The organism is Methylobacterium sp. BE186 (genome assembly GCF_031457035.1).
GTDB classification, from domain to species: Bacteria; Pseudomonadota; Alphaproteobacteria; order Rhizobiales; family Beijerinckiaceae; genus Methylobacterium; species Methylobacterium segetis.
In genome coordinates this window covers 63667-89216 of sequence record NZ_JAVDVV010000016.1, presented here as the reverse complement: position 1 = coordinate 89216, position 25550 = coordinate 63667, and the positions used below count along the sequence as shown (strand labels likewise).

The 25550-nt window shown below is 71.1% G+C and carries 23 protein-coding genes; 10 read left to right on the top strand and 13 right to left on the bottom strand.

Annotation, left to right across the window (positions count from 1 at the left end):
* Positions 1 to 54: 54 nt before the first annotated feature.
* Complete coding sequence (locus tag J2X36_RS16895; RefSeq protein WP_310351806.1) at positions 55 to 1548, top strand: carbohydrate porin; 1494 nt, start codon at positions 55 to 57, stop codon at positions 1546 to 1548.
* A gap of 134 nt (positions 1549 to 1682) precedes the next feature.
* On the opposite strand, the gene fabI is transcribed toward J2X36_RS16895, so the two are convergent.
* The 3 genes from fabI to fabA form a co-directional block, all read right to left on the bottom strand.
* On the bottom strand, positions 1683 to 2513 hold the full coding sequence (fabI, locus tag J2X36_RS16890) for an enoyl-ACP reductase FabI (RefSeq protein WP_132249832.1): 831 nt from the start codon (positions 2511 to 2513) through the stop codon (positions 1683 to 1685).
* A gap of 363 nt (positions 2514 to 2876) precedes the next feature.
* Positions 2877 to 4103, bottom strand: coding sequence for a beta-ketoacyl-ACP synthase I (gene fabB / locus J2X36_RS16885; protein ID WP_132249834.1), 1227 nt, complete (start codon positions 4101 to 4103; stop codon positions 2877 to 2879).
* 121 nt (positions 4104 to 4224) lie between these two features.
* Positions 4225 to 4758: a 3-hydroxyacyl-[acyl-carrier-protein] dehydratase FabA gene (fabA, locus tag J2X36_RS16880; protein WP_132249836.1), complete on the bottom strand. Its 534-nt coding sequence runs from the start codon at positions 4756 to 4758 to the stop codon at positions 4225 to 4227.
* Positions 4759 to 4981: 223 nt separating this feature from the next.
* Between fabA and J2X36_RS16875 the strand changes: the two genes are divergently transcribed.
* Positions 4982 to 5716 (top strand): YoaK family protein, encoded by a 735-nt coding sequence (locus J2X36_RS16875; protein ID WP_245516389.1) that lies wholly within the window; start codon positions 4982 to 4984, stop codon positions 5714 to 5716.
* Positions 5717 to 5882: 166 nt separating this feature from the next.
* Positions 5883 to 6392, top strand: a complete 510-nt coding sequence (gene irr, locus J2X36_RS16870; RefSeq protein WP_310351796.1) for a Fur family transcriptional regulator Irr — start codon at positions 5883 to 5885, stop codon at positions 6390 to 6392.
* 63 nt (positions 6393 to 6455) lie between these two features.
* Here irr and J2X36_RS16865 read toward each other — a convergent pair whose 3' ends face one another.
* Entirely contained in the window at positions 6456 to 7007 is a 552-nt protein-coding gene (locus J2X36_RS16865) for an SH3 domain-containing protein (protein WP_132249842.1), read from the bottom strand.
* 283 nt (positions 7008 to 7290) lie between these two features.
* Between J2X36_RS16865 and J2X36_RS16860 the strand changes: the two genes are divergently transcribed.
* Both J2X36_RS16860 and J2X36_RS16855 read left to right on the top strand, forming a co-directional pair.
* The gene (locus J2X36_RS16860; RefSeq protein ID WP_132249844.1) at positions 7291 to 8295 is read left to right on the top strand and encodes a D-glycerate dehydrogenase; all 1005 of its coding nucleotides are present in this window, start codon (positions 7291 to 7293) and stop codon (positions 8293 to 8295) included.
* Between the two features lie 38 nt (positions 8296 to 8333).
* The gene (locus J2X36_RS16855; protein WP_132249846.1) at positions 8334 to 8768 is read left to right on the top strand and encodes a cupin domain-containing protein; all 435 of its coding nucleotides are present in this window, start codon (positions 8334 to 8336) and stop codon (positions 8766 to 8768) included.
* Positions 8769 to 8774: 6 nt separating this feature from the next.
* Here J2X36_RS16855 and J2X36_RS16850 read toward each other — a convergent pair whose 3' ends face one another.
* The 3 genes from J2X36_RS16850 to J2X36_RS16840 all read right to left on the bottom strand — a co-directional run bounded on the left by J2X36_RS16850 (position 8775) and on the right by J2X36_RS16840 (position 11782).
* A complete protein-coding gene (locus J2X36_RS16850; RefSeq protein ID WP_132249848.1) occupies positions 8775 to 9407 on the bottom strand; it encodes a cyclic nucleotide-binding domain-containing protein in 633 nt (210 codons plus the stop codon).
* Positions 9408 to 9494: 87 nt separating this feature from the next.
* On the bottom strand, positions 9495 to 10811 hold the full coding sequence (locus J2X36_RS16845) for an NAD(P)/FAD-dependent oxidoreductase (RefSeq protein ID WP_310351790.1): 1317 nt from the start codon (positions 10809 to 10811) through the stop codon (positions 9495 to 9497).
* 50 nt (positions 10812 to 10861) lie between these two features.
* Positions 10862 to 11782, bottom strand: coding sequence for a kelch repeat-containing protein (locus J2X36_RS16840; protein ID WP_310351788.1), 921 nt, complete (start codon positions 11780 to 11782; stop codon positions 10862 to 10864).
* A gap of 124 nt (positions 11783 to 11906) precedes the next feature.
* Between J2X36_RS16840 and J2X36_RS16835 the strand changes: the two genes are divergently transcribed.
* Positions 11907 to 12626, top strand: coding sequence for a sulfate transporter family protein (locus tag J2X36_RS16835; protein ID WP_132249854.1), 720 nt, complete (start codon positions 11907 to 11909; stop codon positions 12624 to 12626).
* 10 nt (positions 12627 to 12636) lie between these two features.
* On the opposite strand, the gene J2X36_RS16830 is transcribed toward J2X36_RS16835, so the two are convergent.
* The 4 genes from J2X36_RS16830 to J2X36_RS16815 all read right to left on the bottom strand — a co-directional run bounded on the left by J2X36_RS16830 (position 12637) and on the right by J2X36_RS16815 (position 19023).
* Entirely contained in the window at positions 12637 to 13800 is a 1164-nt protein-coding gene (locus J2X36_RS16830; RefSeq protein ID WP_310351784.1) for a complex I NDUFA9 subunit family protein, read from the bottom strand.
* Between the two features lie 134 nt (positions 13801 to 13934).
* The gene (locus J2X36_RS16825; protein WP_310351880.1) at positions 13935 to 16103 is read right to left on the bottom strand and encodes a protein-disulfide reductase DsbD domain-containing protein; all 2169 of its coding nucleotides are present in this window, start codon (positions 16101 to 16103) and stop codon (positions 13935 to 13937) included.
* Positions 16104 to 16209: 106 nt separating this feature from the next.
* Positions 16210 to 18048, bottom strand: coding sequence for an aminopeptidase P family protein (locus J2X36_RS16820; protein WP_310351781.1), 1839 nt, complete (start codon positions 18046 to 18048; stop codon positions 16210 to 16212).
* A 57-nt stretch (positions 18049 to 18105) separates the two neighbouring features.
* The gene (locus J2X36_RS16815; RefSeq protein ID WP_132249860.1) at positions 18106 to 19023 is read right to left on the bottom strand and encodes a 50S ribosomal protein L11 methyltransferase; all 918 of its coding nucleotides are present in this window, start codon (positions 19021 to 19023) and stop codon (positions 18106 to 18108) included.
* Positions 19024 to 19247: 224 nt separating this feature from the next.
* Here J2X36_RS16815 and ilvD point away from each other — a divergent pair, with 224 nt between their 5' ends.
* From ilvD to modC, 4 genes are all read left to right on the top strand, one after another.
* Positions 19248 to 21086 carry a dihydroxy-acid dehydratase gene (gene ilvD / locus J2X36_RS16810; protein WP_310351778.1) on the top strand — a complete coding sequence of 613 codons (1839 nt, stop codon included), beginning with the start codon at positions 19248 to 19250 and terminating at the stop codon, positions 21084 to 21086.
* Positions 21087 to 21572: 486 nt separating this feature from the next.
* Positions 21573 to 22361, top strand: coding sequence for a molybdate ABC transporter substrate-binding protein (gene modA, locus J2X36_RS16805; RefSeq protein WP_310351776.1), 789 nt, complete (start codon positions 21573 to 21575; stop codon positions 22359 to 22361).
* Positions 22362 to 22379: 18 nt separating this feature from the next.
* Positions 22380 to 23072 carry a molybdate ABC transporter permease subunit gene (modB, locus tag J2X36_RS16800; RefSeq protein ID WP_310351772.1) on the top strand — a complete coding sequence of 231 codons (693 nt, stop codon included), beginning with the start codon at positions 22380 to 22382 and terminating at the stop codon, positions 23070 to 23072.
* A gap of 4 nt (positions 23073 to 23076) precedes the next feature.
* A complete protein-coding gene (gene modC, locus J2X36_RS16795) occupies positions 23077 to 24183 on the top strand; it encodes a molybdenum ABC transporter ATP-binding protein (RefSeq protein WP_310351770.1) in 1107 nt (368 codons plus the stop codon).
* Between the two features lie 6 nt (positions 24184 to 24189).
* On the opposite strand, the gene nudC is transcribed toward modC, so the two are convergent.
* A complete protein-coding gene (gene nudC, locus J2X36_RS16790) occupies positions 24190 to 25104 on the bottom strand; it encodes an NAD(+) diphosphatase (protein ID WP_310351767.1) in 915 nt (304 codons plus the stop codon).
* Between the two features lie 5 nt (positions 25105 to 25109).
* Positions 25110 to 25526 (bottom strand): HIT domain-containing protein, encoded by a 417-nt coding sequence (locus J2X36_RS16785; protein WP_132249870.1) that lies wholly within the window; start codon positions 25524 to 25526, stop codon positions 25110 to 25112.
* Between the last annotated feature and the right edge of the window lie 24 nt (positions 25527 to 25550).

Here is a 25550-nt window from a genome sequence, read left to right as displayed (position 1 = left end):
AGCCCGACGAAGATCGGGGCCAAAACCCGTCAAGGGTCACCTGGGGGAACGATCATGAAAGGACATCGGACTTGGCTTGCCGCGCTGGGCCTCTGCGCGGCCGGTGGGATCGAGGCTCAGGCGCAGACGGGGCCGCAGGACGGCACAACCGGCATCGCGGTCCCCGCGACCGTGCAACGCCCGGCGAACCGCCTTCGCGCGGCACCGCCACCCCGGCCGGACGGCCAGGGCTTCGGCGGGGCGGACACGGCTGCGGGGGCGGCCGACACGCTCGGACAGACGGCGACACCGCCGACCCTGGCGCCCGGGACCTACGACCTCGGGAACGGCCTCAGCCTCCTGCTGAACTATACGGGCCAGGGGGCCATCAACCCCGTCGGCGGCATCCGCCAGGGCTCGGCCTGGGCAGGACAGCTCTTTTTCGGCCTCGACGCCGACCTGAACCGGCTCGCGGGCATCGACGGCGGCTCGCTCCACATCGCGGTCACGAACCGGCACGGGCGGAGCCTCGCGAACGACTTCATCGGCAACAACACCAGCGTGCAGGAGATCTTCGGCGGCGGCCAGACCACCCGCCTGACCCTCTTCAGCTACCAGCAGAAGCTGCTCGACAACCGGCTCGACATCGAAGTGGGCCGTCTGGTCGCGAACATCGCCTTCCTCAACTCGCCGATCTACTGCAACTTCCAAACGAATTCGGCCTGCGGCAATCCGACCTTCGTCTTCAAGACCTCGAATTTCACGTTCTGGCCGGTGGCGAGTTGGGGTGCGCATGCCAAGGCATGGCTCACCGACACGGTGTTCTTCCATGCCGGCGCCTATGAGGTGAATCCGCTGCATCAGCAGCCCGGCGACAACGGCCTCGACTTCTCGACGAAGGGCGCCACCGGCGCGATCGTGCCGTTCGAGCTCGGCTACTCGACGACCTTCGCCAACGACGTCCTGCCCCGCAATTACGGCATCGGCGGCTGGTACGACGCATCGGACTATCCCGATCCTGTCCGCGACGTGCGGGGCGGCGCGTCCATCCTGACCGGCCTGCCCTCGGCCACCCGCTTCGGGCGCTCCGGCGTCTACGCCCGGTTCGACCAGATGGTCTGGCGGCCCGACCCGACCGCGCCGCAGGGCCTGACCCTGTTCGGCGTGGCGATGGCGGGCACATCGGGGCGGCTGATCGAGGATTACTTCCTGGAAATCGGCGCGCTGCAGACCGGCACGTTCCCGGGCCGGCCCTTCGACACGGTGGGCTTCGTCATCAACACGCAGAAGTTCAGCCCGCTGGGGCTGGCCAACATCAACCTCGCCCAGAACGCGCTCGGGATCACGCGGTCGATCCCGAGGCAGCAGATCATGATGGAGCTGAACTACGGCATCCAGGTCACGCCCGCGATCCGGCTGACGCCGAATCTGCAGTACATCGTCAACCCGGACCAGACCCGCTTCCCGTTCCGCACCCGCAACATCCCGGACGCGTTCGTGGTCGGAGCGAAGCTCTCGGTCGACCTTTTCACCCTGGCGGGCCTCGCCAAGGGTCCGGGCAGTCCCTGAGGTCGGCCGTGCGGTCCGTCGAGGCGGCCGGGGCGAGAGCCCGGCCTGACCGCTGTCAGCGGCACAGATGCCGGCGGGTCGCCGCAGCGCGGGGCCTTGGTCTGCAGGCACGCCGGCCGGAGGCGCGTCGTCGGTCACTCGTCGCCGACGACGCCCGCCGCGTCCTGCGCCTGCAGCACGTCGGGCCGCGGCATCGAGATGATGTTGTAGCCGGAATCGACGAAATGGACCTCGCCGGTCACGCCGCCGGAGAGATCCGAGAGCAGGTAGAGGGCCGAGCCGCCGACATCCTCCAGCGTCACGGTGCGACGAAGGGGAGCGTGCGCCTTCTGGTGGTTGAACATCAGCCGGGCATCCGCGATGCCGGCACCCGCGAGCGTCCGCATCGGGCCGGCCGAGAGGGCGTTGACCCGGATGCCGTTCGGGCCGAGATCCGCGGCGAGGTAGCGCACGGAGGCCTCGAGCGCCGCCTTGGCGACGCCCATCACGTTGTAGTTCGGCATGACCCGGGTTGAGCCGCCGTAGGTCAGAGTGAGGAGCGAGCCGCCCTGGCGCATGCGCTTGGCCGCACGCTGCGCGATCTCGGTGAAGGAGAAGCATGAGATCGTCAGGGTGCGGGAGAAATTCTCGCGCGTCGTGACATCGACGTAGCGGCCCTTCAGCTGCGCCTTGTCGGAGAAGCCGACCGCGTGGACCACGAAATCGAGCTCGCCCCCGAAGCGCTCGTCGAGCCCGGCGAAGACGGCGTCGACGGAGGCGAGGTCCTCGACGTCGCAGGGGAGCACGATGTCGGAGCCGAGCCTGGCTGCGAGCGGCCCGACGCGACGACCGAGAGCCTCGCCCTGATAGGTGAAGGCGAGCTGCGCGCCGTGTTCGTGCAGGGTCTTGGCGATGCCCCACGCAATCGAATGATCGTTTGCCACGCCCAAGATCAGGCCGCGCTTGCCCGCCATCAATCCCGTCATGCGCCTGTCCGCCTCGCTGCTACGCCCGCCGCCCGCCGCGGGGCTGGCCGGGATGAGGCTTAGCGCGCGGCTCGCGCGCCTGTCCAATCCCGCCGGCGCATCGGTGCGGTGGGGAAGACCCTGCGCAGCAAAAAGCCCTGCCTCGCGGCAGGGCTCGGGTCGGAGAGCGAGGATGCGGGCGTCAGAAATAGCCGCGCGTCTGGGCCCGGGCGTCGTCGATCAACGTCTGCTTGGCGTATATGGCGCCGACGAGAGTGGCGCCGACGATAGCCACGAGGGCGATCCAGAGCATCTGCGAATGTCCTTGCGTGTTGCAGGAAAAACGCAGTCGCCCGATTTCCGTTCCGTTAACCGCCCGGCGCTTCAGGCGTCGACGTGCTTCAGCACCAGGGTCGCGTTGGTCCCCCCGAAGCCGAACGAGTTCGACAGGACGTGCGAGAGTTTGGCACCGTCACGGCGCTCGCGCAGGATCGGCATGTCGGCGAAGGCCGGGTCGAGATCGTCGATATGGGCGCTCTCGCAGATGAAGCCGTTGTTCATCATCAGAAGCGAGTAGATGGCTTCCTGCACGCCCGTCGCACCGAGGGAGTGGCCGGTCAGCGACTTCGTCGCCGAGATCGGAGGGCAGGCGTCACCCGTGCCGAACACCTCACGGATCGCCTCGATCTCCTTCTCGTCGCCGACCGGGGTCGAGGTGGCGTGCGGGTTGATGTAATCGATGCGCGCGCCCTTGAGGCCGGAGAGCGCCTGCCGCATGCAGCGCACGGCGCCCTCGCCCGACGGGGCCACCATGTCGTGCCCGTCCGAGGTCGCGCCGTAGCCGGCGACCTCGCCGTAGATGCGCGCGCCGCGGGCCTTGGCGTGCTCGTACTCCTCGAGCACCAGCACGCCCGCACCGCCCGCAATGACGAAGCCGTCGCGGTTCGCGTCGTAGGCGCGGGAGGCCCGGGCCGGCGTGTCGTTGTACTTCGAGGACATCGCGCCCATCGCGTCGAAGAGCACGGAGAGCGTCCAATCGAGATCCTCGCAGCCGCCTGCGAAGATGATGTCCTGGCGCCCGCCCTGGATGATTTCGGCGGCGTTGCCGATGCAGTGGTTCGACGTCGCGCAGGCCGAGGAGATCGAGTAGTTCACGCCCTTGATCTTGAACCACGTGGCCAGGGTCGCCGAGGCCGTCGAGGACATCGCCTTCGGAACGGCGAAGGGGCCGACGCGCTTCGGACCCTTGTCGCGAGCGATCGCGGCCGATTCCACGATGGTCCGCGTCGAGGGGCCGCCCGAGCCCATGATGATGCCGGTGCGATCGTTCGAGACGTCGCCTTCCTCAAGGCCCGCATCCCGGATCGCCTGATCCATCGCGACGTGGTTCCAGGCGGTGCCGCCGCCGTGGAAGCGCATGGCGCGCCGGTCCACCACGCCCTCGGGGTCGAGGTTCGGCGCCCCCTCCACCTGGCTGCGGAACCCGTGCTCCGCGTAAGCCTCGGCGCGGACGATGCCGGACCGCGCCTCGCGCAGCGACGCCAGCACTTCCTGAGTGTTGTTGCCGATGGATGAGACGATGCCCATCCCGGTGATCACGACACGGCGCATGAAAGTCGTTCTTCTCCGCAACGGCGCTTGCCTGCGCGCCGCGCTCATTCGGGTCACCTAGGACGACGACGCCCCGATCTCAACCGGTGCGTCGCGCACCGAGTGCGGCGCGCGTGCCGCCTCAGGACTGGAACAGGGCCACCCGCAGATCCTGGGCCTCATAGATCCGCTTGCCATCGGCCTCGACGTTGCCGTCGGCGATGCCGAGGACGAGCTTGCCCTGCCGGACGCGCTTCAGGTCGACATTGTAGACCACGCGGGAGACGCTGGGCAGCACCTGATCGGTGAACTTGACCTCGCCGACACCGAGGGCGCGGCCGCGGCCTGGGGAACCGAGCCAGCCGAGATGGAAGCCGACGAGTTGCCAGAGGGCGTCGAGGCCGAGGCATCCCGGCATGACGGGATCGCCCTGGAAGTGACAGCCGAAGAACCAGAGATCCGGCCGGATGTCGAACTCGGCCCGGACATGGCCCTTGCCGTAGGCGCCGCCCTCCGTCCCGATCGAGGTGATGCGGTCGAACATCAGCATCGGCGGCAGCGGAAGCTGCGCGTTGCCGGAGCCGAACAGCTCGCCGCGGCCGCAGGCGAGCAGATCCTCGTAGCTGTAGCTCGACGCCCGTGCGGGGGCGGACGGGGCGGTCTGGTCGGAAGACATGAAGGCGGTACGGTCCTCGGCTCGCGGGTGTTCTCTCGGTCGTCCACGCGGGGCCCGGTCCCGGCGCGGCGGAAATCGCGGCCTCGTTAGCACAGGGGATAAGCGCCATCAAAGCGGCCTTCGTGAGCTACCGTCTTGTGGCATTCATTGTTCCAGAGCACGCGCTTGCGCTAGACATCCGGTCGGGTGCCCCGTTCCCGGCACGCCCCGGAGACATCGAGCCTTGAGTTCACAGGCCTCCGCTCAGCCAGCTCTCGCCGCCCCCACCGCAGCCGCACCCGACCGGCGCGCGCGAAGGGACCTCCTGACGGGGGCGGGCCTCGGCTTCGTCGCGGGCTTCGTCGATGCGGCGGGCTTCGTCGCCCTGTTCGGCCTGTTCACCTCGCACGTCACAGGAAATTTCGTGCTGATCGGAGCCGAACTCGTCGCCACCTCGAGCGGCGTCATCGCCAAGCTCCTCGCGCTCCCCGCCTTCGTCCTCGCCGTCGCGGGAACGCGGCTCCTCACGCTGGCGCTGGAGCGGCGAGGCGCGGCGACCCTGCGCTGGCTCCTCCTTCTGGAAGCCGTGATGCTCGCCCTGTTCGGCGCGGCAGGCCTCGCCCTCTCCCCGTTGCGCGCGGCCGACGGTCTCGACGCCATCCTCGTCGGCATGCTGGGCGTCGCCGCCATGGGCGTCCAGAACGCCATCGCGCGGCTGGCGCTGGCGCATCTTGCCGCCACCACGGTGATGACGGTGAACGTGACCCAGGCCGTGATCGACGCGGTCGATCTCCTGCGGCTCGGCACGACGGGGGCTGGCGCGGCGCGCGGGCGGATCGGCCGGATGCTGCCCGCGATCCTCGCCTTCGCGATCGGGGCGATCGCGGGCGCCTTCGGCGTCGCGCATCTCTCCTTCGCCTGCCTCGCTCTGCCGATCCTGGTGATCGCCATCCTCATCCCGGTGGTCGGCCGGGGCTGACGGCACCGCTTCGGTCGAACCGGTGCGGGTCTCACTGGATGGGGGACCGCGCCGTATTCCGCTCGGCGCGGGCCCTCCCCGCGAACCGCTCGGGTTGCGGGGGCGAGGCCCCTCCCGTATACTCTGCGGCAAAATTCCATCCGTTCGCGAGCGATCAGTCCCGCCGATGTCCGATCTGGTGCCCCTTCAGGCCGTGCTCAACGCCCGGACCTCCTCCTTCCCGGGCGAGGCCGCCGGTGCGGGCCGTCGTGGTTGCCCACTCTCGGACCTGCGGGACCGGCTGCGCCGCGCGGGTCTGCGCCCGACCCGGCAGCGTCTCTCCCTCGGCTGGCTGCTCTTCGGCCGCGGCGACCGTCACCTCACGGCGGAGATGCTGTACGACGAGGCCATGCGCGCCAAGGTGCCGGTCTCGCTCGCCACGGTCTACAACACCCTGCATCAGTTCACGGAAGCGGGCCTGCTGCGGCAACTCGCGCTGGACGGGTCGAAGGCCTATTTCGACACGAACCCGAGCGAGCACCATCACTTCTACCTCGAGGACGAGGGACAGGTGCTGGACATGCCCGATTGCGGCATCACCGTCGATTCGCTGCCCGACGCGCCGGAAGGCATGGAGATCGCCGGCGTCGAGGTGATCGTGCGGCTGCGCCGCCGCACCGGCAGCCGCCAGGGCTGAGACGCCGGTCTCAACCGTTACGGTTCTTCGAGAAGGCCCGGTCGCCAAGCGACCGGGCCTTTCTCATTCCACCTTCTCGTTGGGGTAGACGCCCCAGAGCCTGTCCTGCCGGATGTAGCCGTCGACATCGCCGCGCTTCTCGGGGAGCGCCACGATCAGGCGGCACCACGTGCCCGTGCAGGTCTTCACGCTCCCGATCACGCCGGCCTGGAGCCGGGCCTCGTCCGCGGCCCCCTCGTCGGCCCGGGCGCGCAGGGGTACCGGCGCGCTGCGGTCGCCGCCCTTCGGCGCGGTGACGATGGCGGTGCGGCGCCCCGACAGGAGGGAGTGCAGGACCCAGCCCTCGGTGCCTTCCGAATCGCGGATCCGGCGCCACGTCTCGAACTCGGCCACGATCTCGACGGGCAGACCCGCGCGCTGGAACACCCAGAGGGTGCGGTGGTCCTTCGATGGCCCTTCGCGCAGGTTCACCCGGTCCGTCTTGAGGCTGGCGTAGCGCGGAAGCGGCAGCTTCGTCACGGGGCCGATGCCGGGCTCGGGGGCGCCCGAAGGCGCCGCCAGGGCCGGGCATGCGAGCAGCGCGAGGCCGGCGGCGAGAAGGGCAAGGGAGCGCATCGTCCGTCTCCTGTTCCGGGCCGTTCGGCGCTCGGAAGACTTCCGAAATCCGTGCCCGGGCCGCGCCGGGCCACCGTCCCGCATTGTGTTCCGCACCCTCTCTGGTAGAGAGGCCGGAGGGTCGGTCCAGGGCGGCCCCGGGCGCCGTCGGGTCCTGTCTGGCGGGAAACTGGTTAACGGAGCTTGAAGCCGCATCGCCGCCCGCCGGGACGGTCGGCGGAACCGGCCAAGCCCGAGACGCGTCGATGCGGGAGCCGGGACGCCCATCGGCTGGGGAGGAGACATGTCGTCGTTGAAGCGCAAGCCGCTCGTCGTGGTGACGCGGCGCCTGCCGGACGTGGTCGAGACGCGCATGCGCGAGTTGTTCGACACCCGCCTCAACCACGAGGACAAGCCGCTCTCGCAGGAGGCGCTGGCCGCGGCGATGCGTGAGGCGGACGTGCTCGTTCCGACCGTCACCGACGAGATCGATTCCGGCCTCCTCGCCCAGGCGGGACCGAACCTGCGGCTCATCGCGAATTTCGGCAACGGCGTCGACCACATCGACGTCGGCGTGGCGCTGGAGCGCGGCATCACGGTCACGAACACGCCGGGCGTGCTGACCGAGGACACGGCGGACATGACGATGGGCCTGATCCTCGCCGTGGCGCGCCGCGTCACCGAGGGCGCGCGCATCATCCCGGACGATTCCTGGGACGCGGGCTGGTCCCCGACCTGGATGCTGGGCCGCCGCATCACCGGCAAGCGGCTCGGCATCGTCGGCATGGGCCGAATCGGCCAGGCGCTAGCCCGTCGCGCCCGCGCCTTCGGCCTGCAGATCCACTATCACAACCGCCGCAGGGTGCCCTCGCCGATCGAGACGAACCTCGACGCGACCTACTGGGAATCCCTCGATCAGATGCTGGCGCGGGTCGACATCGTCTCGATCAACTGCCCGCACACCCCGGCCACCTACCACCTGCTGTCGGCCCGGCGCCTGAAGCTCCTGAAGCCCGAGGCGATCGTCGTGAACACCGCCCGCGGCGAGGTGATCGACGAGAACGCGCTGGCGCGCCTGATCGAGGCCGGCGAGATTTCCGGGGCCGGTCTCGACGTGTTCGAGCAGGAGCCCGCCGTGAGCCCTCGCCTCGTCAAGCTCGCGCGGGCCGGCAAGGTGGTGCTGCTGCCGCACATGGGCTCGGCGACCTTCGAGAGCCGCGTCGACATGGGCGAGAAGGTCATCATCAACATCAAGACCTTCATGGACGGGCACCGGCCGCCGGACCGCATCCTGCCGAGCATGCTCTGAGACGCGTCGGCGCGGCTTCGGCAGAGGAGAGCAGACCCGTGAGCGCGACAGAACCCTCCCCAGGCGACAGGCTCTCGCACGCGGTCTTCGACGTGGCCGCCGCCGCCGCGGCCCTGCCCGAGACCTCCGCCACCATGGTCGCGGATCATCGCTTCACCGAGGACGCGGCGGCGAGCGTCCGGGTCTTCCGCGTCTACAAGCCGACCCCGCCGCACACCCACGCGAGTTGCGACGAGTACCTCTACGTGCTCACCGGCCGCTGCCGGATGAAGTTCGGCGACGAGGCGCCCGTCGAAGTCGGCCCGGGCAAGCTCGTCGTGTTCAAGCGCGGCGTCGTGCATTCGGTGCCGGAGATCCTGGAGGAACCTATGGTCTTCCTCTCCGTCGACACGCCCCGCCGCGAGCCGCGCGACATCCGCTTCGTGACGGCGGGGACGGGCACGCCGGACACCTTCATGCGGCAGACGGACTGACCCTCGTCACATCACCTCGGATCCGGCCGGCACCGATTCGCGCCGATCCGCGTCGCGCGTTGCCTGGAACAGCCGCTCGCTCGTGAGCTTCAGGAGATAGAAGCCGAATTCCGGGTTCTGGTAGTAGAGCTGCTTCACCTCGGAATAGGCGATGCAGCGGGCTTGACCCGCTTCGACGCAGACGAGGGAGCCGGTGCGCCGGTTGCCCGGCGAAAGCATGCCAAGCTCGCCGACGATGGCGCCGGGCCGGACGTCGATCGCCTGTTCCGGGATCCGGAAAAGGCCGCTCTCCACGTAGAGCATCTCGGTCGCCGGCTCGCCCTTGCGGAACACGACCGCGCCCGCGGGGAACCGCCGCGCCTGGCCGAACGGCTTCAGCCAGTCGAAGGAGAGATCGCCCTCGGCAGCACGCTCCACGTCGCGGACGAGGCGGACCATCTGGTAGAGGCGGAAAGCGTTGAACGGAATCTGGATCAACTCGGTCAGCACCACGGGCATGCTGCCGATCAGAAACCCGTAGGTGATGACGGCGCAGCTCGCCAGCAGCGCCACGATGCGCAGCGGGATCATCGTGCTCATCGCCGACGCCGCGATCGTGAGGATCGTGCCGAGATAGCCGATCGCGTCGACCCAGTTCATGCGGCGCTCTCCCTCGCGGCGACGGAGTTGGGTTTGTCTCCGTCCCGGCCGCGCATGGCAATGCGCGCGCCGCCGAATTCGCGCGCCTCACGCCGCCTCAGCCCGGATTCCGTCCGCGATGGCATCGGCTGCTCGCAACCCTTCCTCGTAGGCGCCGCCCACCGTTCCCCATTGCAGGCGAGACAGGGCCTCGCCCGCGAACCAGAGACGGCCGCCGACCGACTCGCGGAGGAGCGCCCGCGCTCCGGCATGGCCCGGCGGCACCACGGCCCAGGAACCGCGCGACCACGGATCGTGCCGCCACGCGCTGACCGCCGGGATCGTGAGATCGCGCAGGCGGGCATGCCCGAAATGCTCTGCCAGCACCGCGCGCACGAGATGCCGCACGCCGTCCGCCCCCCCGCGCCGCGCGTCGATCGCCTCCGCCGCGGGGGCATCGAGTTCGAAGTAGTGGAAGGGCGTGCCGTCGATGCGCGCGAGCAGGCCGGGCGGCTTGTGGCGACCGCCGACGATGCTCGCGAGCCGGTCCGCCCCGCGGAAGGGACTCGATGGCCAGTGCAGCACCGCATGCTCGTAGAGACCGGACAGAAAGCCGTCGATCGCTCCGCGCGGGGCCGCCGGCAGTGCCGGCACGAAGGTGATGCTGTCGCGCAGCACCATCACGGGCACCGTGATGACGACGGCCCGCGCCGAGAGGCTGCGCCCGTCCGCCGTCGCGACCCGGATGCCGGGTCCGCCCCACTCGATGCGGGTGACGGGGCTCCGAAGCGCGATCGGCAACCCATGCGCGAGCCGCGCAAGGTAGGCGCCATAGCCGCCGGCGAGGAAATAATTGTCGCCGTATTCCAGGCTCGGGAAATCGTGGAGCGAGACCTCGGACAGCGGACGGCCCGAGACGAGGCCGTGGACGCGCGCCACCCGCTCACCCCAGGGGCCGAGACCGGGCGGCAGGGCCGTGGACGCGGGTCGGTCGGGGTTGCTCTCGGAGGATCCTGCCGTCATGGCGCGGTCGGCGAGGGCAAAGGCCCGGGCGGAGGCCGCCGCCTCCCCGGGCCGACCGGGACGGCGCCCGACCCAGAGGTGGCTCTCCTGCGGAGCTCGCCGCAGCGGTTCGCCCCGCGCGTGCCCCAGCCTGACCAACGGGTTGATCGGGCCCGCATGCAGCCAGTGCGCGCCGAGATCGATCGCGTGGCCGCGCAGCATCGTGGTGATGGCCCGCCCGCCGACACGGTCGCGGGCCTCCAGGACGGCCACGGAGAGGCTCCGCTCCGACAGGCGCCGCGCCGCCGCGATCCCCGCCGCCCCCGAGCCGATCACGATGACGTCCGGCGCCTGGGGAAGCCTCGCGAGCCGAGGCGCAACGCTCGGCCGGAAGTGCGCGTGTGCGACCTCTCGTCCTCTCATCCTGTGATCCTTCGATCCTGTCGGAGCGGGTCAGGGCACCCGACGCGCGCTCACGGCTTGAACACCTCGACCGTGCCGGACTTGTCGCCGCCGGGGCGCGGGCTGCCGACCAGGGTGTAGATGCGGCCGTTGTAGCTCACGGCGCCGAAGCCGTGTCGTGGCGTGGGCAGCGAGGCGAGGGCTCGCCACAGGTTGCGCGGCAGGTCGAAGGCCTCGACCGCGCCGAAGGTCTTCTCGCGTGATTCGCCGCCGATCACGTAGACCTCGCGCCCCAGCACGGCGGAGGCCGAGCCGCTGCGGGCCGTGGGGAGAGGTGCGGCCTCGCTCCAGGCGCCGGTGGTCGGGTCGTAGACCTGCGTGGCGTCGAGGTTCCGGCCCGGATCGCCATCGACGCGCCCGCCGGCCGCGACGATCTTGCCCTCGATCGCCTGCACCGCGAGGTGGTCGCGGGGCGTCGGCAAGGGCGGGGCCGCCGTCCAGCTGTCGGTCGCCGGATCATAGACCTCGTGGGCCGGCGTGTTGCCCCGGCCCGTGACGCTACCGCCGACGACGTGGATCCTCCCGCCAACGAGGGTGGCACCGCCCGCGGCACGCGGTGTCGGCAGACCGGCCCGGGGGGACCATGCATCGGTCTTCGGGTCGTAGGCGAAGCTGTTGCCGACCGCGTTCCAGCCGTTCGTGTAGCCGCCGAAGACGTAGATCTTGCCCTCGAAGCCGGCCGCCATCGTGTGGTGCACGGGATAGGGGAAGGGCGCGCCCTTGCTCCATGTGCCGCCGGCAAGGTCGAAGATCAGGAGTTCCGTGGCCCCGTTGTAATCGCCGATGACGTAGGCCTTGCCGTCGATCGCGGCGACGGCGACCTCCGAGCGTTCGGCGGGTGCCGCATGGCCGCCGGCCCAGGCACCGACTTCGTGGGCGGATGAGGGCACGGCGAGGGCGATGAGAAGGGCGAGCGGAGCCGACAGGCGCATGGGGCGATCCTTCGGTGAGGAGCGGACGGCACGTGAACGCGGCAGGATCGCAAAAGTGCGGGCTTGCGCTCCGGGCCCCGGCTCCTCTTTAAGCGCTCGGCCGACATTGGAGAGGATCCCCGGCATGCTCGTCCAAGCCGCCTTCGCCGCCCTGCGGCAGGTCTTCTCGCCGCCGCTGCGCGCGATCCTCTGGAAATCGCTGGCGATGACCGTCGGGCTCCTGCTCCTGATCTGGTTCGGGCTGACGCGGCTGATCCAGTGGTTCCAGGCGAGCCATCACATCTCCGCCGACTATCCCTTTCTCGACACGCTCGCCTACTTCCTCGCCGGCGCCGGGCTCTTCGTGGCCCTCGCGTACATCATGCCGGCCGTGTCGATCCTCGTGGCGGGATTCTTCCTCGACGACGCGGCCGAGATCGTCGAGCGAACGGATTTTCCAGGCGAACCACCGGGCCAAGCGCTGCCGGCCGGCAGCGCGCTGCTCTACGCCCTGCGCTTCGCCGGACTCGCGCTCCTCGTGAATCTCGCGGCTCTCATCCTGTTCTTCGTGCCCGTGGTCGGGCTCGTGGCCTTCTTCGCCGCGAATGCCTACCTTCTCAGCCGCGAGTACTTCGAGACCGCCGCTGCCCGGTTCCGGCCCCTCGACGAGGCGGCGGCCATGCGCCGGCACTACGGCGGAACGACCCTGGCGGCGGGCTGCCTCCTGGCGGGGATGATGGTGGTGCCGGTGGTGAACCTGCTGACGCCCCTCTTCGGCATCGCGCTCATGGTCCATGTGCACAAGGCGCTGAGCCGGCGCGGACCAGCCCTCACGGCGCCCGCCCAGGCCGAGCGGCTCCGCTGAGGCCGCCTTCCTACCGGCGCGAGCCCCAGCGGGTTCCCATGCGGCTGGGATTGGCGGCGTTCGGACCGATCGCTGGGCCGCTCGCCCGCTTGGGGCGGTGCTGCGAGCCCTCGTCCATCGGCTCCGGGCTCAGCGTGTCCGGGACTTCGGCCTCGGATTCCGAGCCGCGGCCGGTGGCGAATTGCCCCGCCTTGCGGAAGCGCCAGAGATAGCCCGGCACGACGGCCTCGGCTGCGGTCGGGATGATGCCCAACGCCTCCAGCGTCCGCCCTTCCGCCTTCGCGGCATCGGAGACGACGTTGTCCGTCTGCAGCAGGATCACTTGGTCGCGGGTGAGCTTCAGCTCGTCCGGCAGCAGGCCGAGGGTCAGCGTGTTGGCGATCTCCAGGGCGCGGGCCTGGATCCGTGCGACCGGCAGCGGCAGGGCGACGATCGGGCGGCGGCGCTGAGTCGTCTCCAGCATGTAGCGAACGAGATGTTCCAGCGTCGCGACTTCGGGACCACCGAGCTCGTAGACCTTGCCCGCCGGCGCGCGTCCCTCGACCGCCCGGGCGATCGCCTCGGCGACGTCGCCGACGAAGACGGGCTGAAAGCGCGTATCCGCTCCCGCGAGCGGCAGCACCGGGAGCGCCCGGGCGAGGCTCGCGAAGCGATTGAAGAAGCTGTCGCCGGGGCCGAACACCAGGGACGGGCGGATCACGATCGCGTCCGGGCAGGCGGCAAAGACCCGCGCCTCGCCCTCGGCCTTGGTGCGGGCATAGGCGGAGGCGGAGTTCGGATCGGCGCCGATCGCCGAGACCTGAATCATCGCCGCGCCCACCTTGGCGGCCTGCCGCGCGATCTCACCCGCACCCTCCGCCTGAAGGCGGGAGAAGCTCTGAGGACCGGCCTCCTGCAGGATGCCGACGAGGTTGATCACCACGTTCGAACCCTCGACGGCGCGGGCGACCGAGTCCGGGTAGCGCAGGTTCGCCTGCACGGCCACGATCTGCCCGACCTTGCCGAGAGGTTGCAGGAACAGGGCGAGGTCGGGCCGGCGCACCGCGACGCGGATCCGGTAGCCGCGCTTGGCCAGCGCGCGCACCACGTGCCGGCCGAGAAAGCCGGACCCGCCGAAGATGGTCACGAGCTGCGAGGTGGGCCGTGTCAGGGGCAGGGTGTCGAAGCCGGTCATCGCCTGTTCTCGATGCTGGTCCGCCGTGCGGATGCCTGCGGTCGAGGGCTGTTTAGACCAATTCTCGCGGAAGGGGAGCCGGATCGGAATACGAAATGCGACGCGGGGGCCGAAGTGTGGGGACGATCGTGCGTTCAGGGGCGGGTGCCGCCCAACGCCGCGCTCTGACCGCCACCGACCGGCTTCACGCTCTCCAGAGCCGCGAGCACCGTCCCCTTCGTGAGAATCTGCGGCAGGACCATCGGCTCGCCCGGCCCCGTGTAGAGCAGGTAGAGCGGCACGCCGCTGCGCCCGTGCAGCTCCAGCAGTTTCGTGATCTCCGGGTTCTGGTTCGTCCAATCCCCCTTGAGATAGGCAATGCCGCGCTCCCGGAGGGCGGTCCGTACGGCCTCGGTCGAGAGAGCGGTGCGCTCGTTGACCTGACAGGTGATGCACCACGCGGCGGTCATGTTGACGAGGACGGGGCGCCCCTCCCGCAGAAGCCCGTCGAGCCGCGCCTGGGTGAAAGGCTCCACCCCCTCCCCGGCGAGACTCACGGCACCCCCGCCGCGCTCGAGTCCGAGGGCGAGAGCGCCCGCCCCGAGGAGGGCCGCGAGGGAGAGCACACGGGCGAGGCGCCCGGGCAAACTGCTGGCGGTGCGGGCCCGCTCCCAGGTCCATGCCGAGAAGGCGACGAGCACGAGGCCGACCAGCGCCGCGAGCAGCCCCTCCGGCCCGACCTGCTGCGCCAGGACCCAGACGAGCCAAGCGGCGGTCGCGTAGACGGGAAAGGCGAGAGCTCCCTTCAGGGTCTCCATCCAGGCGCCGGGCCGCGGAAGCCGCGCCAGCGCGCCGGGCCACGCCGTCAGCAGCAGGAACGGCAGCGCGAGGCCCAGGCCGAGGCTCGCGAAGACCGCGAGGCCGGTGATCGCCGACTGGGTGAGCGCAAAGCCGATCGCGGCGCCCATGAAGGGGGCCGTGCAGGGCGTCGCCACGACGGTGGCGAGGATGCCGGTGAGGAAGGAGCCCTCCAGCCCGCCGCGCCGTGACAGCCCATCGCCGAGACCGGCGAGCGCGCCGCCGAGATGCATCACGCCGGACAGGCTCAAGCCCATGGCGAAGAGGAGATAGGCGAGACCTGCCACGACGAGCGGCGATTGCAGCTGGAAGCCCCAGCCGATCGTCGCGCCCCCGCTCTTCAACGCGATCAGCAGACCGGCAAGCGCGAGGAAGGACGCGAGCACGCCCAGGGTGTAGGCGAGGCCGTGCAGCCGCACCCGGGACTGAGACTCGCCAGAATGGCGCACGAGGCTCAGCACCTTGATCGAGAGCACCGGGAAAACGCACGGCATCAGGTTGAGGATGAGGCCACCGAGGAAGGCGAGGCCGGCCGCCCCGAGAAGAGTGAGCGCCTCGTCGGGCGCCGGGCCGGAAGCCGCCTTCGGCGCAGGAACGGCGACGTCCGGGATCTGCCCCGCCGCAGGGGCGATGGCCGGCTCCTCGCCGATCGCGAAGGCCCGGCGCCCGGGATCGCCGGCCGCCGTCTCGACGACGAGCACGCCCGGCAACGTCGCAGGCGGCGGCTCGGAAGGCGTGGCGCGCGCCAGGGTGAGCCGGATCCCCGCCGCGTCGGCCTTGAACTCCTGCGCGGCGGCGTTGTCGATCGCCGTCTCGGAATAGGGGAAGAAAGCGGCCGACCGCAGGCTGGCCGGGTCGAGGCCGAGCCCCCCCAGGGCGAGGACGAGGCGCTCTCCCTCGACAGAAAGGTGTGCGGGCGCCGGGGTCGGCTCGGGCAGCGCGGCGCGGGCGCGGCGGAAGAGAGCCGCGCTTCCGGGGTCGGCCGCGGGCGGCGCGGAGGAAACGGGCAGCGTCAAGCTCAGGTTCGCGGAGCCCGGCACGCACTCGACCTCGCAGACGAGGTAGCTGAGCTTGCCCGCGACCTTCACCGCGACCGCCGGATCGAGGCTCGCCGGGGGCGTGATCGTGACGAGGAGAGCGATATCCCCCTCGTAGCCGTAATTCATCAGGTGCGCGACGGGGATGCGCTCGGGCGCCGGCCACTGGATCGGGCCAGCCGAAACACCCGCGGGCAGCGTCCACACCATCTCCGGCGGCAGGCCGGAATCACCCGGGTTGCGCCAGTAGACGTGCCAGCCGGGCTTCATCACCAGGCGCAGGGCGACGGTGAACGGCTCGCCTGCGCGCACGGAAGCCGTCTCCGCGACGAGGCTCGCCCGAACGAGGTCGACGGGCGCCTTGAGGCCCTGCGCCGCGGCGCCGTTCAGGCCGACGAGCAGGACGAGGAGGGAGAGAAGCCGGATCATCGCGCCCTTGCGTGCCGCCGCGGGCACGGTGTCTGACCGGCCGAGCATACGGCCTTTCCGGGCGGGCCGGAACCGAGGGTGCGCGCGGGACGCCGTCGCAGGCGGCTCAGACGCCTGCGACGAGAGGCGCCGTCGCGCGCTCCAGCCAGAGGGCGGTTTCCGAGGCGAGATCGGCCGACAGGGCCTCGCGGACCCGGCCGTGATAGGCGTCGATCCAGGCGATCTCGGCCGGCGACAGGAGCGCGATCTCGATCAGGCGCCGGTCGTAGGGTGCGAGCGTCAGGGTCTCGAAGCCGAGCATCGGGCGCTCGGCCCCCGCGATCTCGATGTCCCGCACGAGGACGAGGTTCTCCGTGCGGATGCCGTAGGCGCCGGCCCGGTAATAGCCCGGCTCGTTCGAGAGGATCATGCCGGGCTGGAGCACAACGGTCCCGGTTTTGGCGATGCGCTGCGGCCCCTCGTGCACCGAGAGGAAGCTGCCGACGCCGTGGCCGGTGCCGTGGTCGAAGTCGAGGCCCGCCTCCCAGAGGCTCAGGCGGGCGAGCGCGTCGATCTGCGCCCCCGTCGTTCCCTTCGGGAAAACCGCGCGCGAGATCGCGACATGGCCCTTGAGGACGCGGGTGAAGCGGTCCCGCATCTCGGCGCTCGGCTCGCCCACGGCCACGGTTCGGGTAACGTCGGTGGTGCCGTCCCGGTACTGCGCGCCGGAATCGACGAGGAAGAGTTCGCCGGGCTGGACGCGCCGGTCGGTGGCGCGAGTCACCCGGTAGTGGACGATGGCCCCGTTCGGGCCGGAGCCCGAGATCGTCGGGAAGGAGACGTCGCGCAACTCGCCGCCGGCCGCGCGAAAATCCTCCAATGCCTCGACGGCCTCGATCTCATTGAGCGCGCCTGCGGCCGCGCGGGCGTCGAGCCAGGCGAGGAAGTGGGTCACCGCGAGCCCGTCACGGATGTGGGCGGCGCGCGCGCCCGCGATCTCGGCCTCGTTCTTCACCGCCTTCAGGGCGGTGATCGGATCCGGCCCGACATCGGCGACGCCGCCGGCTGCCTCCACCAGATTTTTGAGGGCGGCCGCCCCCGTCGCCGCGTCGAGGCGGATGCGCCCGTTCCCGAGGCCCGCGAGCGCGTCGGCGAAGGCGCCACGGGGTGCGATGTCGGCGAGCCCTTCGAGGGCGCTCCTCACCTCCGGCGCGATCTCGGAGGAGACGAGGAAGATGCGTGCCCGCCCCTGGCGCGGCACCAGCGCGTAGCCCAGGGCCAGCGGCGTATGCGTCACGTCGCTGCCGCGCAGGTTGAAGGCCCAGGCGAGGTTGTGCGGATCGGAGATCACGAGGGCGTCGCAGCCCGAACCGGAAAGTCCCTCCCGGATCCGCGCGAGCTTGTCCGACGCCCCCTCCCCCGCCAGCGCCTCGGGCTGGAGAACGACCGCGCCGGCGGGCGGGCGCGGGCGGCCCGCCCAGACGGCGTCGACGAGGTTTTCCGCGACCGGGCGCAAGGAGGCGCCGGCCTGGGCCACGGCCCGCTCCAGCCGGGCGACACCGTCCGGCGTGTGCAGCCAGGGATCGTAGCCGAGGATCGCCCCCTGCTTCAGGGTCTCGGCGAGCCACGCCTCGGCCGTCTTCTCGGCGAGCGGCACCGGGGTGATCACGCCCGTATCGACCTGCTCCGGCGCCTGCAGCGTGTAGCGGCCGTCGACGAAGAGCGCCGCCGCATCGGCAAGGACCACGGCGGTGCCGGCCGAGCCCGTGAAACCGGTGAGCCAGGCGAGGCGCTCGGCATGGGCCGGCACGTACTCGGACTGGTGCTCGTCGGCGCGCGGCACCACGAACCCGTCGACCCGCGCCTCGCGCATCGCCGCCCGCAGGGCAGCGATCCGTTCCGGCCCCTTGCGATGGCTCGGGTCATCGAAGGTCTGGAAGCGGTGTCGCGGCTGGGCGGTGGTCATGCGCGAAGGATTCATGCGCGAAGGGTTACGTCGGCGGCCTGCGCCCGGCAACCGGGTTCAGAGCGGGCGCGCGGCCGCCCCGCCGCGGCGGAGGACGAGCGTCGCCCAGCCCTCGATCACGCCCTTCTGCGCGAGGTGGAAGCCCTGGTGCCCGTAGGTCGAGAGCACCCCCGGCACGTCGCGCTCGATCAGCCCCGACAGGATCAGCACGCCGCCATCCGCCACGACGGAGGTCAGGGAGGGGGCGAGGCGCTTCAGCGGCCGGGCCAGGATGTTGGCGAACACCACGTCGAACCGGCGCGGGCGGTTCGCCAGCGCGTGCTGCACGCCGGGGCCCTGGTAGAGGCGGAGCCAGGGCGTCAGCCCGTTGAGCCGCGCGTTGGCGCGCGCCGTGAGAACCGCTTCCGGGTCGAGGTCACCCGCCACCACGGTGGATCGCAGCACCCGCGCTGCCGCGAAGGCGAGGATGCCGGTGCCGGTGCCGACATCGAGCACGCGGGCCGGGCGGCCGCGCTTCATCGCGGCGACGAGGGCGAGCAGGCAGCCGAGCGTGGTCCCGTGATGCCCCGTGCCGAAGGCGAGTGCCGCCTCGATCTCGATCGGCAGATCGTTGGCGCGCACATGCGCCCGGTCGTGGGCGCCGTGCACGAGGATGCGGCCGGCGCGCACCGGCTTCAGGCCCTCCAGCGAGGCGCGGACCCAATCCTGCTGGTCGATGGTCTGGAAATCCGCGACGTCCGCCTGATCGCCGACGATGGGGCGGATCAGCTCGCGCACCATCTCCTCGTCCGGCGCCTCGGCGAAGTAGGCTTCGAGCCGCCACGTCACTCCGTCCTCCGCCTCGAAGGCGGCCACCGCCGTCTCCGTCGGGTCGAACATCTCGCCGAGGATGTCGGTCATGGCGCGGGCCGACCTTTCGTCCGTGAGGAGGCGCAGGACGTGGGTCGGGCGGTGGGGCGGCAGGCCTTCGAGCATGGGCCCGGCTCTAAGCGCCAAAGGCTCGCCTGTCACATGGATTTCGCACCGAGATATGGCTCGCCGCCCACCTGATCCGGCTCGCCGATGCGCTCACGCCGAAGGAGCAGGGCTGCCCGGAAGCGGGGCCGGACGCGCCTGCGTTGAATTTTCGGACCCATTCGTGAGAGAGGGTGCGGAAGACGGCCGCAAGGCTCGAACGGCACCGGATCCCGCGCACCAACATGCCCGCCTATCGCTCCCGCACCACCACCCACGGCCGCAACATGGCCGGCGCCCGCGGCCTCTGGCGCGCCACCGGCATGAAGGATTCCGATTTCGGAAAGCCGATCATCGCGGTGGTGAACTCCTTCACGCAATTCGTGCCCGGCCACGTCCACCTGAAGGACCTCGGCCAGCTCGTCGCCCGCGAGATCGAGCAGGCCGGCGGCGTCGCCAAGGAGTTCAACACGATCGCGGTCGATGACGGGATCGCGATGGGCCACGACGGGATGCTTTACTCCCTGCCATCGCGGGAGCTCATCGCCGATTCCGTCGAGTACATGGTCAACGCGCATTGCGCCGACGCCATGGTCTGCATCTCCAATTGCGACAAGATCACACCCGGCATGCTGATGGCGGCGCTGCGCCTCAACATCCCGGTCGTGTTCGTCTCCGGTGGGCCGATGGAGGCCGGCAAGGTCGTGATGAAGGGCGTGACCCGCAAATTCGACCTCGTCGACGCGATGGTCGCGGCGGCCGACGATCGGGTCTCGGACGAGGACGTCGCGGTGATCGAGCGCTCGGCCTGCCCGACCTGCGGCTCGTGCTCGGGCATGTTCACGGCCAACTCGATGAACTGCCTCACCGAGGCGCTGGGGCTGGCGCTGCCCGGCAACGGCTCCGTGCTCGCCACCCATGCCGACCGGCGCCGCCTGTTCGTGGAGGCCGGCCACCTGATCGTCGACCTCGCCCGCCGCCACTACGAGCAGGACGACGCCAGCGTGCTGCCGCGCGCGGTCGCGAGCTTCTCGGCCTTCGAGAACGCGATGACGCTCGACATCGCCATGGGCGGCTCGACGAACACGGTGCTGCATCTCCTCGCCGCCGCGCATGAGGGCCAGGTGCCCTTCACCATGGCCGACATCGACCGACTGTCCCGGCGCGTGCCGGTGCTCTGCAAGGTCGCCCCTGCGGTCGCCGACATCCACATGGAGGACGTACACCGGGCCGGCGGCATCATGGGCATCCTCGGCGAACTCGACCGCGCGGGCCTCCTCGACACGAGCGTCGGCAACGTCAGCGCCGGGACCTTGAGCGCCGCCCTCGACCGCTGGGACGTGCGCCGCTCGGGCAGCGCCTCGGTCCAGACCTTCTACCGGGCGGCGCCGGGCGGGGTGCCGACCCAGGTCGCCTTCAGCCAGGATTCGCGCTTCGACGACCTCGACCTCGACCGGGAGGCGGGCGTCATCCGGGACGCGGATCACGCCTACTCGCAGGACGGAGGCCTCGCAGTTCTCTACGGCAACCTCGCCGCGGACGGCTGCATCGTGAAGACGGCCGGCGTCGATGCCTCGATCCTCACCTTCGCGGGCACCGCTCACGTCTTCGAGAGCCAGGACGCGGCGGTGGACGGCATCCTCAACGGCCGGGTCAAGGCCGGCGAAGTGGTGCTGATCCGCTACGAGGGTCCGCGCGGCGGCCCTGGCATGCAGGAGATGCTCTACCCGACGAGCTACCTGAAATCGAAGGGCCTCGGCAAAGCCTGCGCCCTCGTGACGGACGGGCGCTTCTCGGGCGGCTCCTCGGGCCTCTCCATCGGCCACGTCTCGCCGGAGGCGGCCGAGGGCGGGCTGATCGGCATCGTGGAGCAGGGCGACCGGATCGAGATCGACATCCCGAACCGGCGCATCCACCTCGCCGTGGACGAGCCCGAACTCGGCCGCCGTCGAGCCGAGCGCGACGCGGCGGGCTGGCGCCCGGCCGCTCCCCGCAAGCGCAAGGTCAGCACGGCGCTTCGCGCCTACGCGATGCTGGCGACGAGCGCGGCGAAGGGGGCGGTCCGCCACATCCCCGAGGGGTGAGTCGCGAACCTCGGTGGTTCGCCTCGCGGCCGGCCGGGAACCGCCCAAGGATGCGGCAGTTTGTTCATCCTGTGGGCGTAAGCTCGGCCGGAACGGAGAGCGCGGACGGGCGTTCTCGCTGGCTTTCCGCCGAGCCGCGGAGGCTTCTGAGGCTGCGTTCGCGTATGAAGAAGAAACGGTCCGGCCACCGTGAGCCGGTTATCCTCACCACGGAACCCCCGCCCCGTCGTGGGCGACGCCGCAGCGGCCCGCCCGGGAGCGACGGTCTCGACGCGCCGATGCCGGGCCAGTTGCTCGTCCTCCTGAGCCGGCTCCACCGCTCGGAATCGGCCCGCATGCAGGGGGACGACGAAGCACTGGGCTGATCCTCGCCGCGGACATGGCGTGGGCGAGCGCGACGGCGCTTGTGCGCTCCGTCCCCGCCCCTATCATCCTCGCCGATCCGCCGCCGTCCGGTCGCGGAAACGCAGGGATGAAGGGGCACCCATGACATCGACGCGGCGGATCTGGCTCGCGGGCGCGCTCGCCCTCGCCCTGGGCACCTTCCCCGCGCGGGCGGAGCAGCCGGTCCTCGTCTTTGCCGCGGCGAGCCTGAAGAACGCCGTCGACGACGCGATCTCGGCCTGGCGGACGGAGAGCGGCAAGTCCGCGAAGGCCTCCTACGCCGCCTCTAACGCGCTGGCCAAGCAGATCGAGGCCGGGGCGCCGGCCGACCTCTTCATCTCCGCCGACCTCGCCTGGATGGACTACGCCGAGAAGGCGGGCTCGATCCGGCCCGGCACCCGCGCGAACTTCCTGCGCAACAGCATCGTGCTGGTGGCGCCGAAGGACTCGCCCATCGCCCTCGACCTGAAGCCCGGCCTCGACCTGGCTAAGGTTCTCGGTGACGACAGGCTCGCTGTGGGCAACGTCGAGTCGGTGCCGGCCGGCAAGTACGGCCGGGCGGCCCTGCAGGCGCTCGGCGCCTGGGACGGGGTGAAGGACCGGCTTGCCCAGGCCGAGAACGTGCGCGCGGCCCTCCTTCTCGTCTCCCGCGGCGAGGCGCCGCTCGGGATCGTCTACGCCACCGACGCAGCCTCCGACCCGTCCGTGCGCGTCGTGGCGACCTTCCCGGCGGACAGCCACCCGCCGATCGTCTACCCCCTCGCCATCGTGAAGGAGTCCGCCAATCCGGATGCGGCCTCCTTCCTCGCCTACCTCAAGAGCCCTACCGCCCACCCCTTCTTCGAGCGCCAGGGCTTCACGGTGCTGGGGCAGGCGGGCGAGCGCTACTGACCCGGCCGGGAACCCGCCATGCTCGGCCTGACGCCCGAGGAATGGGTCGCGCTCTCCCTCAGCCTCAAGGTGGCGAGCGTGGCGACGCTGGCGAGCCTCGTCCCCGGGCTCGCGGTCGCCTGGCTCCTCGCCCGCCGCGACTTCTACGGACGCACCCTCCTCGACGGGCTCGTCCACCTGCCCCTGATCCTGCCGCCCGTGGTAACGGGCTACCTGCTGCTCCTGGCCTTCGGGCGGAAGGGTCCGGCGGGCGCCTTCCTCGCCGAGTTCGGCCTCGTCTTCGCCTTCCGCTGGACGGGGGCGGCGCTGGCCTGCGCGGTGATGGGGTTCCCCTTGATGGTACGGGCGATGCGCCTGTCCCTGGAAGCGGTCGACCGGCGCCTGGAACAGGCGGCCTCGACGCTCGGCGCCAACCCCCTCGCCGTCTTCCTCACGGTGACGCTGCCGCTCAGCCTGCCCGGCATCCTGGCCGGGGCGGTGCTCGCCTTCGCCAAGGCGATGGGCGAGTTCGGCGCCACCATCACCTTCGTCTCGAACATTCCCGGCGAGACCCAGACCCTTCCCTCCGCGATCTACACCCTGACCCAGGTCCCCGGCGGCGAGGGCGGCGCGATGCGGCTGACCCTCGTCTCGATCCTCGTCTCGATGGGCGCGCTCCTCGCCTCCGACATGCTGGCCCGGCGCGTCAGCCGTCGGCTCGGAGCGGCCTGAGCCCATGACCCTCGCGGTCGACGTGGCACTCCGGCGCGGCACCTTCTCTCTCGCGGCCGCCTTCACGAGCGGGCCGGGGCTCACCGCCCTGTTCGGCCGCTCGGGTTCGGGCAAGAGCACCCTGATCCACCTGATCGCTGGGCTCGCCCGTCCGGACCGGGGGCGCATCGTGGTCGGCGGGGAGACCCTCCTCGACACGGACAGGCGGCTCAGCGTGCCGGTGCACCGCCGCCGGATCGCGTGCGTGTTCCAAGAGGCGCGGCTGCTGCCGCACCTGAGCGTGCGCGGCAATCTCGGCTACGGGCGCTTCTTCGCCGGCCGGCGCGCGGGCTTGGGCGCGGATCTCGCCTCGGTGATCGAGATGCTCGGCATCGGCCATCTGCTCGACCGGCGCCCGGCAGGCCTGTCGGGCGGCGAGACGCAGCGGGTCGCGATCGGCCGTGCGCTCCTGGCGAAGCCCCGCCTCCTCCTGATGGACGAGCCGCTCGCGGCCCTCGACGAGGCCCGCAAGGCCGAAATCCTGCCCTATATCGAGCGGCTGCGGGACGAGGCCGGCATCCCCATCGTTTACGTGAGCCACGCGGTGGCCGAGGTGGCGCGGCTCGCCAACACCGTGGTCGTCCTGGAGGGCGGGCGCGTCGCCGCCACCGGGCCGGCCGACACGATCCTGCGCCGGGCCGAGCTCCTGCCCGCCCACGAGGCGGAGGCCGGCGCCCTCCTCGACATGGTGGTGGAGGCGCACGATCTGGCGGGTGGCGTCACGCGCCTCTCGGGCGCGGCCGGCCAACTCGCCGTGCCGCATTTCGGCCGGCCGGTCGGAACCCCAGTACGCGTCCGCCTGCCCGCCCGAGACGTGCTCGTGGCGACGCAGAGGCCGGTGGGGCTGAGCGCCCGCAACATGCTGGCCGGGCGCATCGCCGCGCTGACGCCGATGGGAGACGCCGTGATGGTCGAGATCGCGTGCGGCACCACCGCGATCGCCGCGCGCCTCACCCGCGCATCGGCGCAGGATCTCGGCCTCGTGCCGGGCCTCGCCGTCTACGCCATCGTGAAGAGCGTGGCCCTCGATCCAGCCGGCGTCGGCATCGGGCGGCGCACGCTCGAGATCTGATCGCGATCACGCCGCTCCGTCGACGAAGGCGCGCATCAGGAGGTGCGCGATCGCCATCGGCGGGGGCACGCTCAGGCCCTCCGGATGCGTGCCCGCGATCAACCGGGCGACCTCCGCTCGGTGGAACCAGCGGGCGTCGGCCAGTTCGGCGGGATCGATCGTGATCGTCTCGTCGAGCCCTTCGGCGACACAGCCGAGCATCAGTGAGGCCGGGAAGGGCCAGGGCTGGGAAGCGAGGTAGCGCACGCCGCCGACCCGAATGCCGGCCTCCTCCCGCGTCTCTCGCCGCACCGCGTCCTCGACCGTCTCGCCGGGCTCCAGGAAGCCGGCGAGGCACGAGTACATCCCCTCCTTGAAACGGGGCGCGCGGCCGAGCAGGCAGGTCTCGCCCCGCCGCACCAGCATGATGACCACCGGGTCGGTGCGCGGGAAATGATGCGTGCCGCAAGCTTGGCAATCACGCCGGAAGCCGCCCGCCGCGGGCTGGCTCGGCGTGCCGCAATTTGCGCAGAAGCCGTTGCGGGCGTGCCAGACGAGCAGGGATTTGGCCGTTGCAAGGAGGCCCAGCTCATCCGCCTCCACGGCGCCCTCGGCGGCAAGGCTGCGCAAGTCGAGGCTGCGGTGGCTTTCCCCGTCCGCAAGGTCGTCGGACGCCGGCTCGATCGCCGCAGCGAAGACCGGCCGCCCGTCGAAGCGGCCGAGGAAGAGGGGCGCGGCGAGGGCAGGCGCGCGCGCCACCATCTCCGGCGTCAGCAGGGCCGTGGCGGGCTCGCGCCGCAGGACCACTCGGTCGCCGGCGAAGAGCACCCACGCAGCGTCCGGCGTGTCGAGGGGCGGCACGGCGCCCTCCCCGGCCTCGGCCGAGTGGCGGCGGAGTCGGCTCTGCGCATAGCCGAGCCGGGCGAGCGAGCCTTCCAGCATGGAGCTCACGCCGCGGCGAAGAGCGCGCCGGCGCGCTCGACGAGCTGAGCACGCGCATGCGGCGGATAGGGCTTGCGCTCACCCTGGCCCCAGACCGGGCCGGGCCAGGCCGGATCGGAGCGGAAGCGGCCGACGACGTGGACGTGGAGCTGCGCCACCACGTTGCCCAGGGCGGCGACGTTGACCTTGTCGGGCCGCGACAACGCCTGCATCACACCCGTCGCGAGACGGATCTCGTCCCACAGAAGCGCCGAGTCGGCCTCCCCGAGATCGGTGATCTCGCTGGCGCCCGTACGGCGCGGCACGAGGATGAACCAGGGGAAGCGCGCGTCGTCCATCAGCAGGACGGTCGACAGGGCGAGGTCCCCGACCGCGACGGTGTCGGCGGCGAGGCGCGGATCGAGATCGAATTCGGCGTTCATCGCGCCGGCATCTAGGGCAGCGGG

What these genes read in the sequence shown, in the direction of transcription:
- J2X36_RS16825 (WP_310351880.1), bottom strand. Translation starts at nt 16,103, where the DNA reads ATGATCCGGCTTCTCTCCCTCCTCGTCCTGCTCGTCGGCCTGAACGGC.
- nudC (WP_310351767.1), bottom strand. Translation starts at nt 25,104, where the DNA reads ATGCTGGAAGGCTCGCTCGCCCGGCTCGGCTATGCGCAGAGCCGACTC.
- irr (WP_310351796.1), top strand. Translation starts at nt 5,883, where the DNA reads ATGTCCGATCTGGTGCCCCTTCAGGCCGTGCTCAACGCCCGGACCTCC.
- fabI (WP_132249832.1), bottom strand. Translation starts at nt 2,513, where the DNA reads ATGACGGGATTGATGGCGGGCAAGCGCGGCCTGATCTTGGGCGTGGCA.
- fabB (WP_132249834.1), bottom strand. Translation starts at nt 4,103, where the DNA reads ATGCGCCGTGTCGTGATCACCGGGATGGGCATCGTCTCATCCATCGGC.
- modB (WP_310351772.1), top strand. Translation starts at nt 22,380, where the DNA reads ATGCTCGGCCTGACGCCCGAGGAATGGGTCGCGCTCTCCCTCAGCCTC.
- J2X36_RS16830 (WP_310351784.1), bottom strand. Translation starts at nt 13,800, where the DNA reads ATGACCGGCTTCGACACCCTGCCCCTGACACGGCCCACCTCGCAGCTC.
- J2X36_RS16850 (WP_132249848.1), bottom strand. Translation starts at nt 9,407, where the DNA reads ATGAACTGGGTCGACGCGATCGGCTATCTCGGCACGATCCTCACGATC.
- J2X36_RS16820 (WP_310351781.1), bottom strand. Translation starts at nt 18,048, where the DNA reads ATGACCACCGCCCAGCCGCGACACCGCTTCCAGACCTTCGATGACCCG.
- J2X36_RS16860 (WP_132249844.1), top strand. Translation starts at nt 7,291, where the DNA reads ATGTCGTCGTTGAAGCGCAAGCCGCTCGTCGTGGTGACGCGGCGCCTG.
- J2X36_RS16785 (WP_132249870.1), bottom strand. Translation starts at nt 25,526, where the DNA reads ATGAACGCCGAATTCGATCTCGATCCGCGCCTCGCCGCCGACACCGTC.
- J2X36_RS16895 (WP_310351806.1), top strand. Translation starts at nt 55, where the DNA reads ATGAAAGGACATCGGACTTGGCTTGCCGCGCTGGGCCTCTGCGCGGCC.
- J2X36_RS16840 (WP_310351788.1), bottom strand. Translation starts at nt 11,782, where the DNA reads ATGCGCCTGTCGGCTCCGCTCGCCCTTCTCATCGCCCTCGCCGTGCCC.
- ilvD (WP_310351778.1), top strand. Translation starts at nt 19,248, where the DNA reads ATGCCCGCCTATCGCTCCCGCACCACCACCCACGGCCGCAACATGGCC.
- modA (WP_310351776.1), top strand. Translation starts at nt 21,573, where the DNA reads ATGACATCGACGCGGCGGATCTGGCTCGCGGGCGCGCTCGCCCTCGCC.
- J2X36_RS16865 (WP_132249842.1), bottom strand. Translation starts at nt 7,007, where the DNA reads ATGCGCTCCCTTGCCCTTCTCGCCGCCGGCCTCGCGCTGCTCGCATGC.
- modC (WP_310351770.1), top strand. Translation starts at nt 23,077, where the DNA reads ATGACCCTCGCGGTCGACGTGGCACTCCGGCGCGGCACCTTCTCTCTC.
- J2X36_RS16845 (WP_310351790.1), bottom strand. Translation starts at nt 10,811, where the DNA reads ATGAGAGGACGAGAGGTCGCACACGCGCACTTCCGGCCGAGCGTTGCG.
- J2X36_RS16835 (WP_132249854.1), top strand. Translation starts at nt 11,907, where the DNA reads ATGCTCGTCCAAGCCGCCTTCGCCGCCCTGCGGCAGGTCTTCTCGCCG.
- fabA (WP_132249836.1), bottom strand. Translation starts at nt 4,758, where the DNA reads ATGTCTTCCGACCAGACCGCCCCGTCCGCCCCCGCACGGGCGTCGAGC.
- J2X36_RS16815 (WP_132249860.1), bottom strand. Translation starts at nt 19,023, where the DNA reads ATGCTCGAAGGCCTGCCGCCCCACCGCCCGACCCACGTCCTGCGCCTC.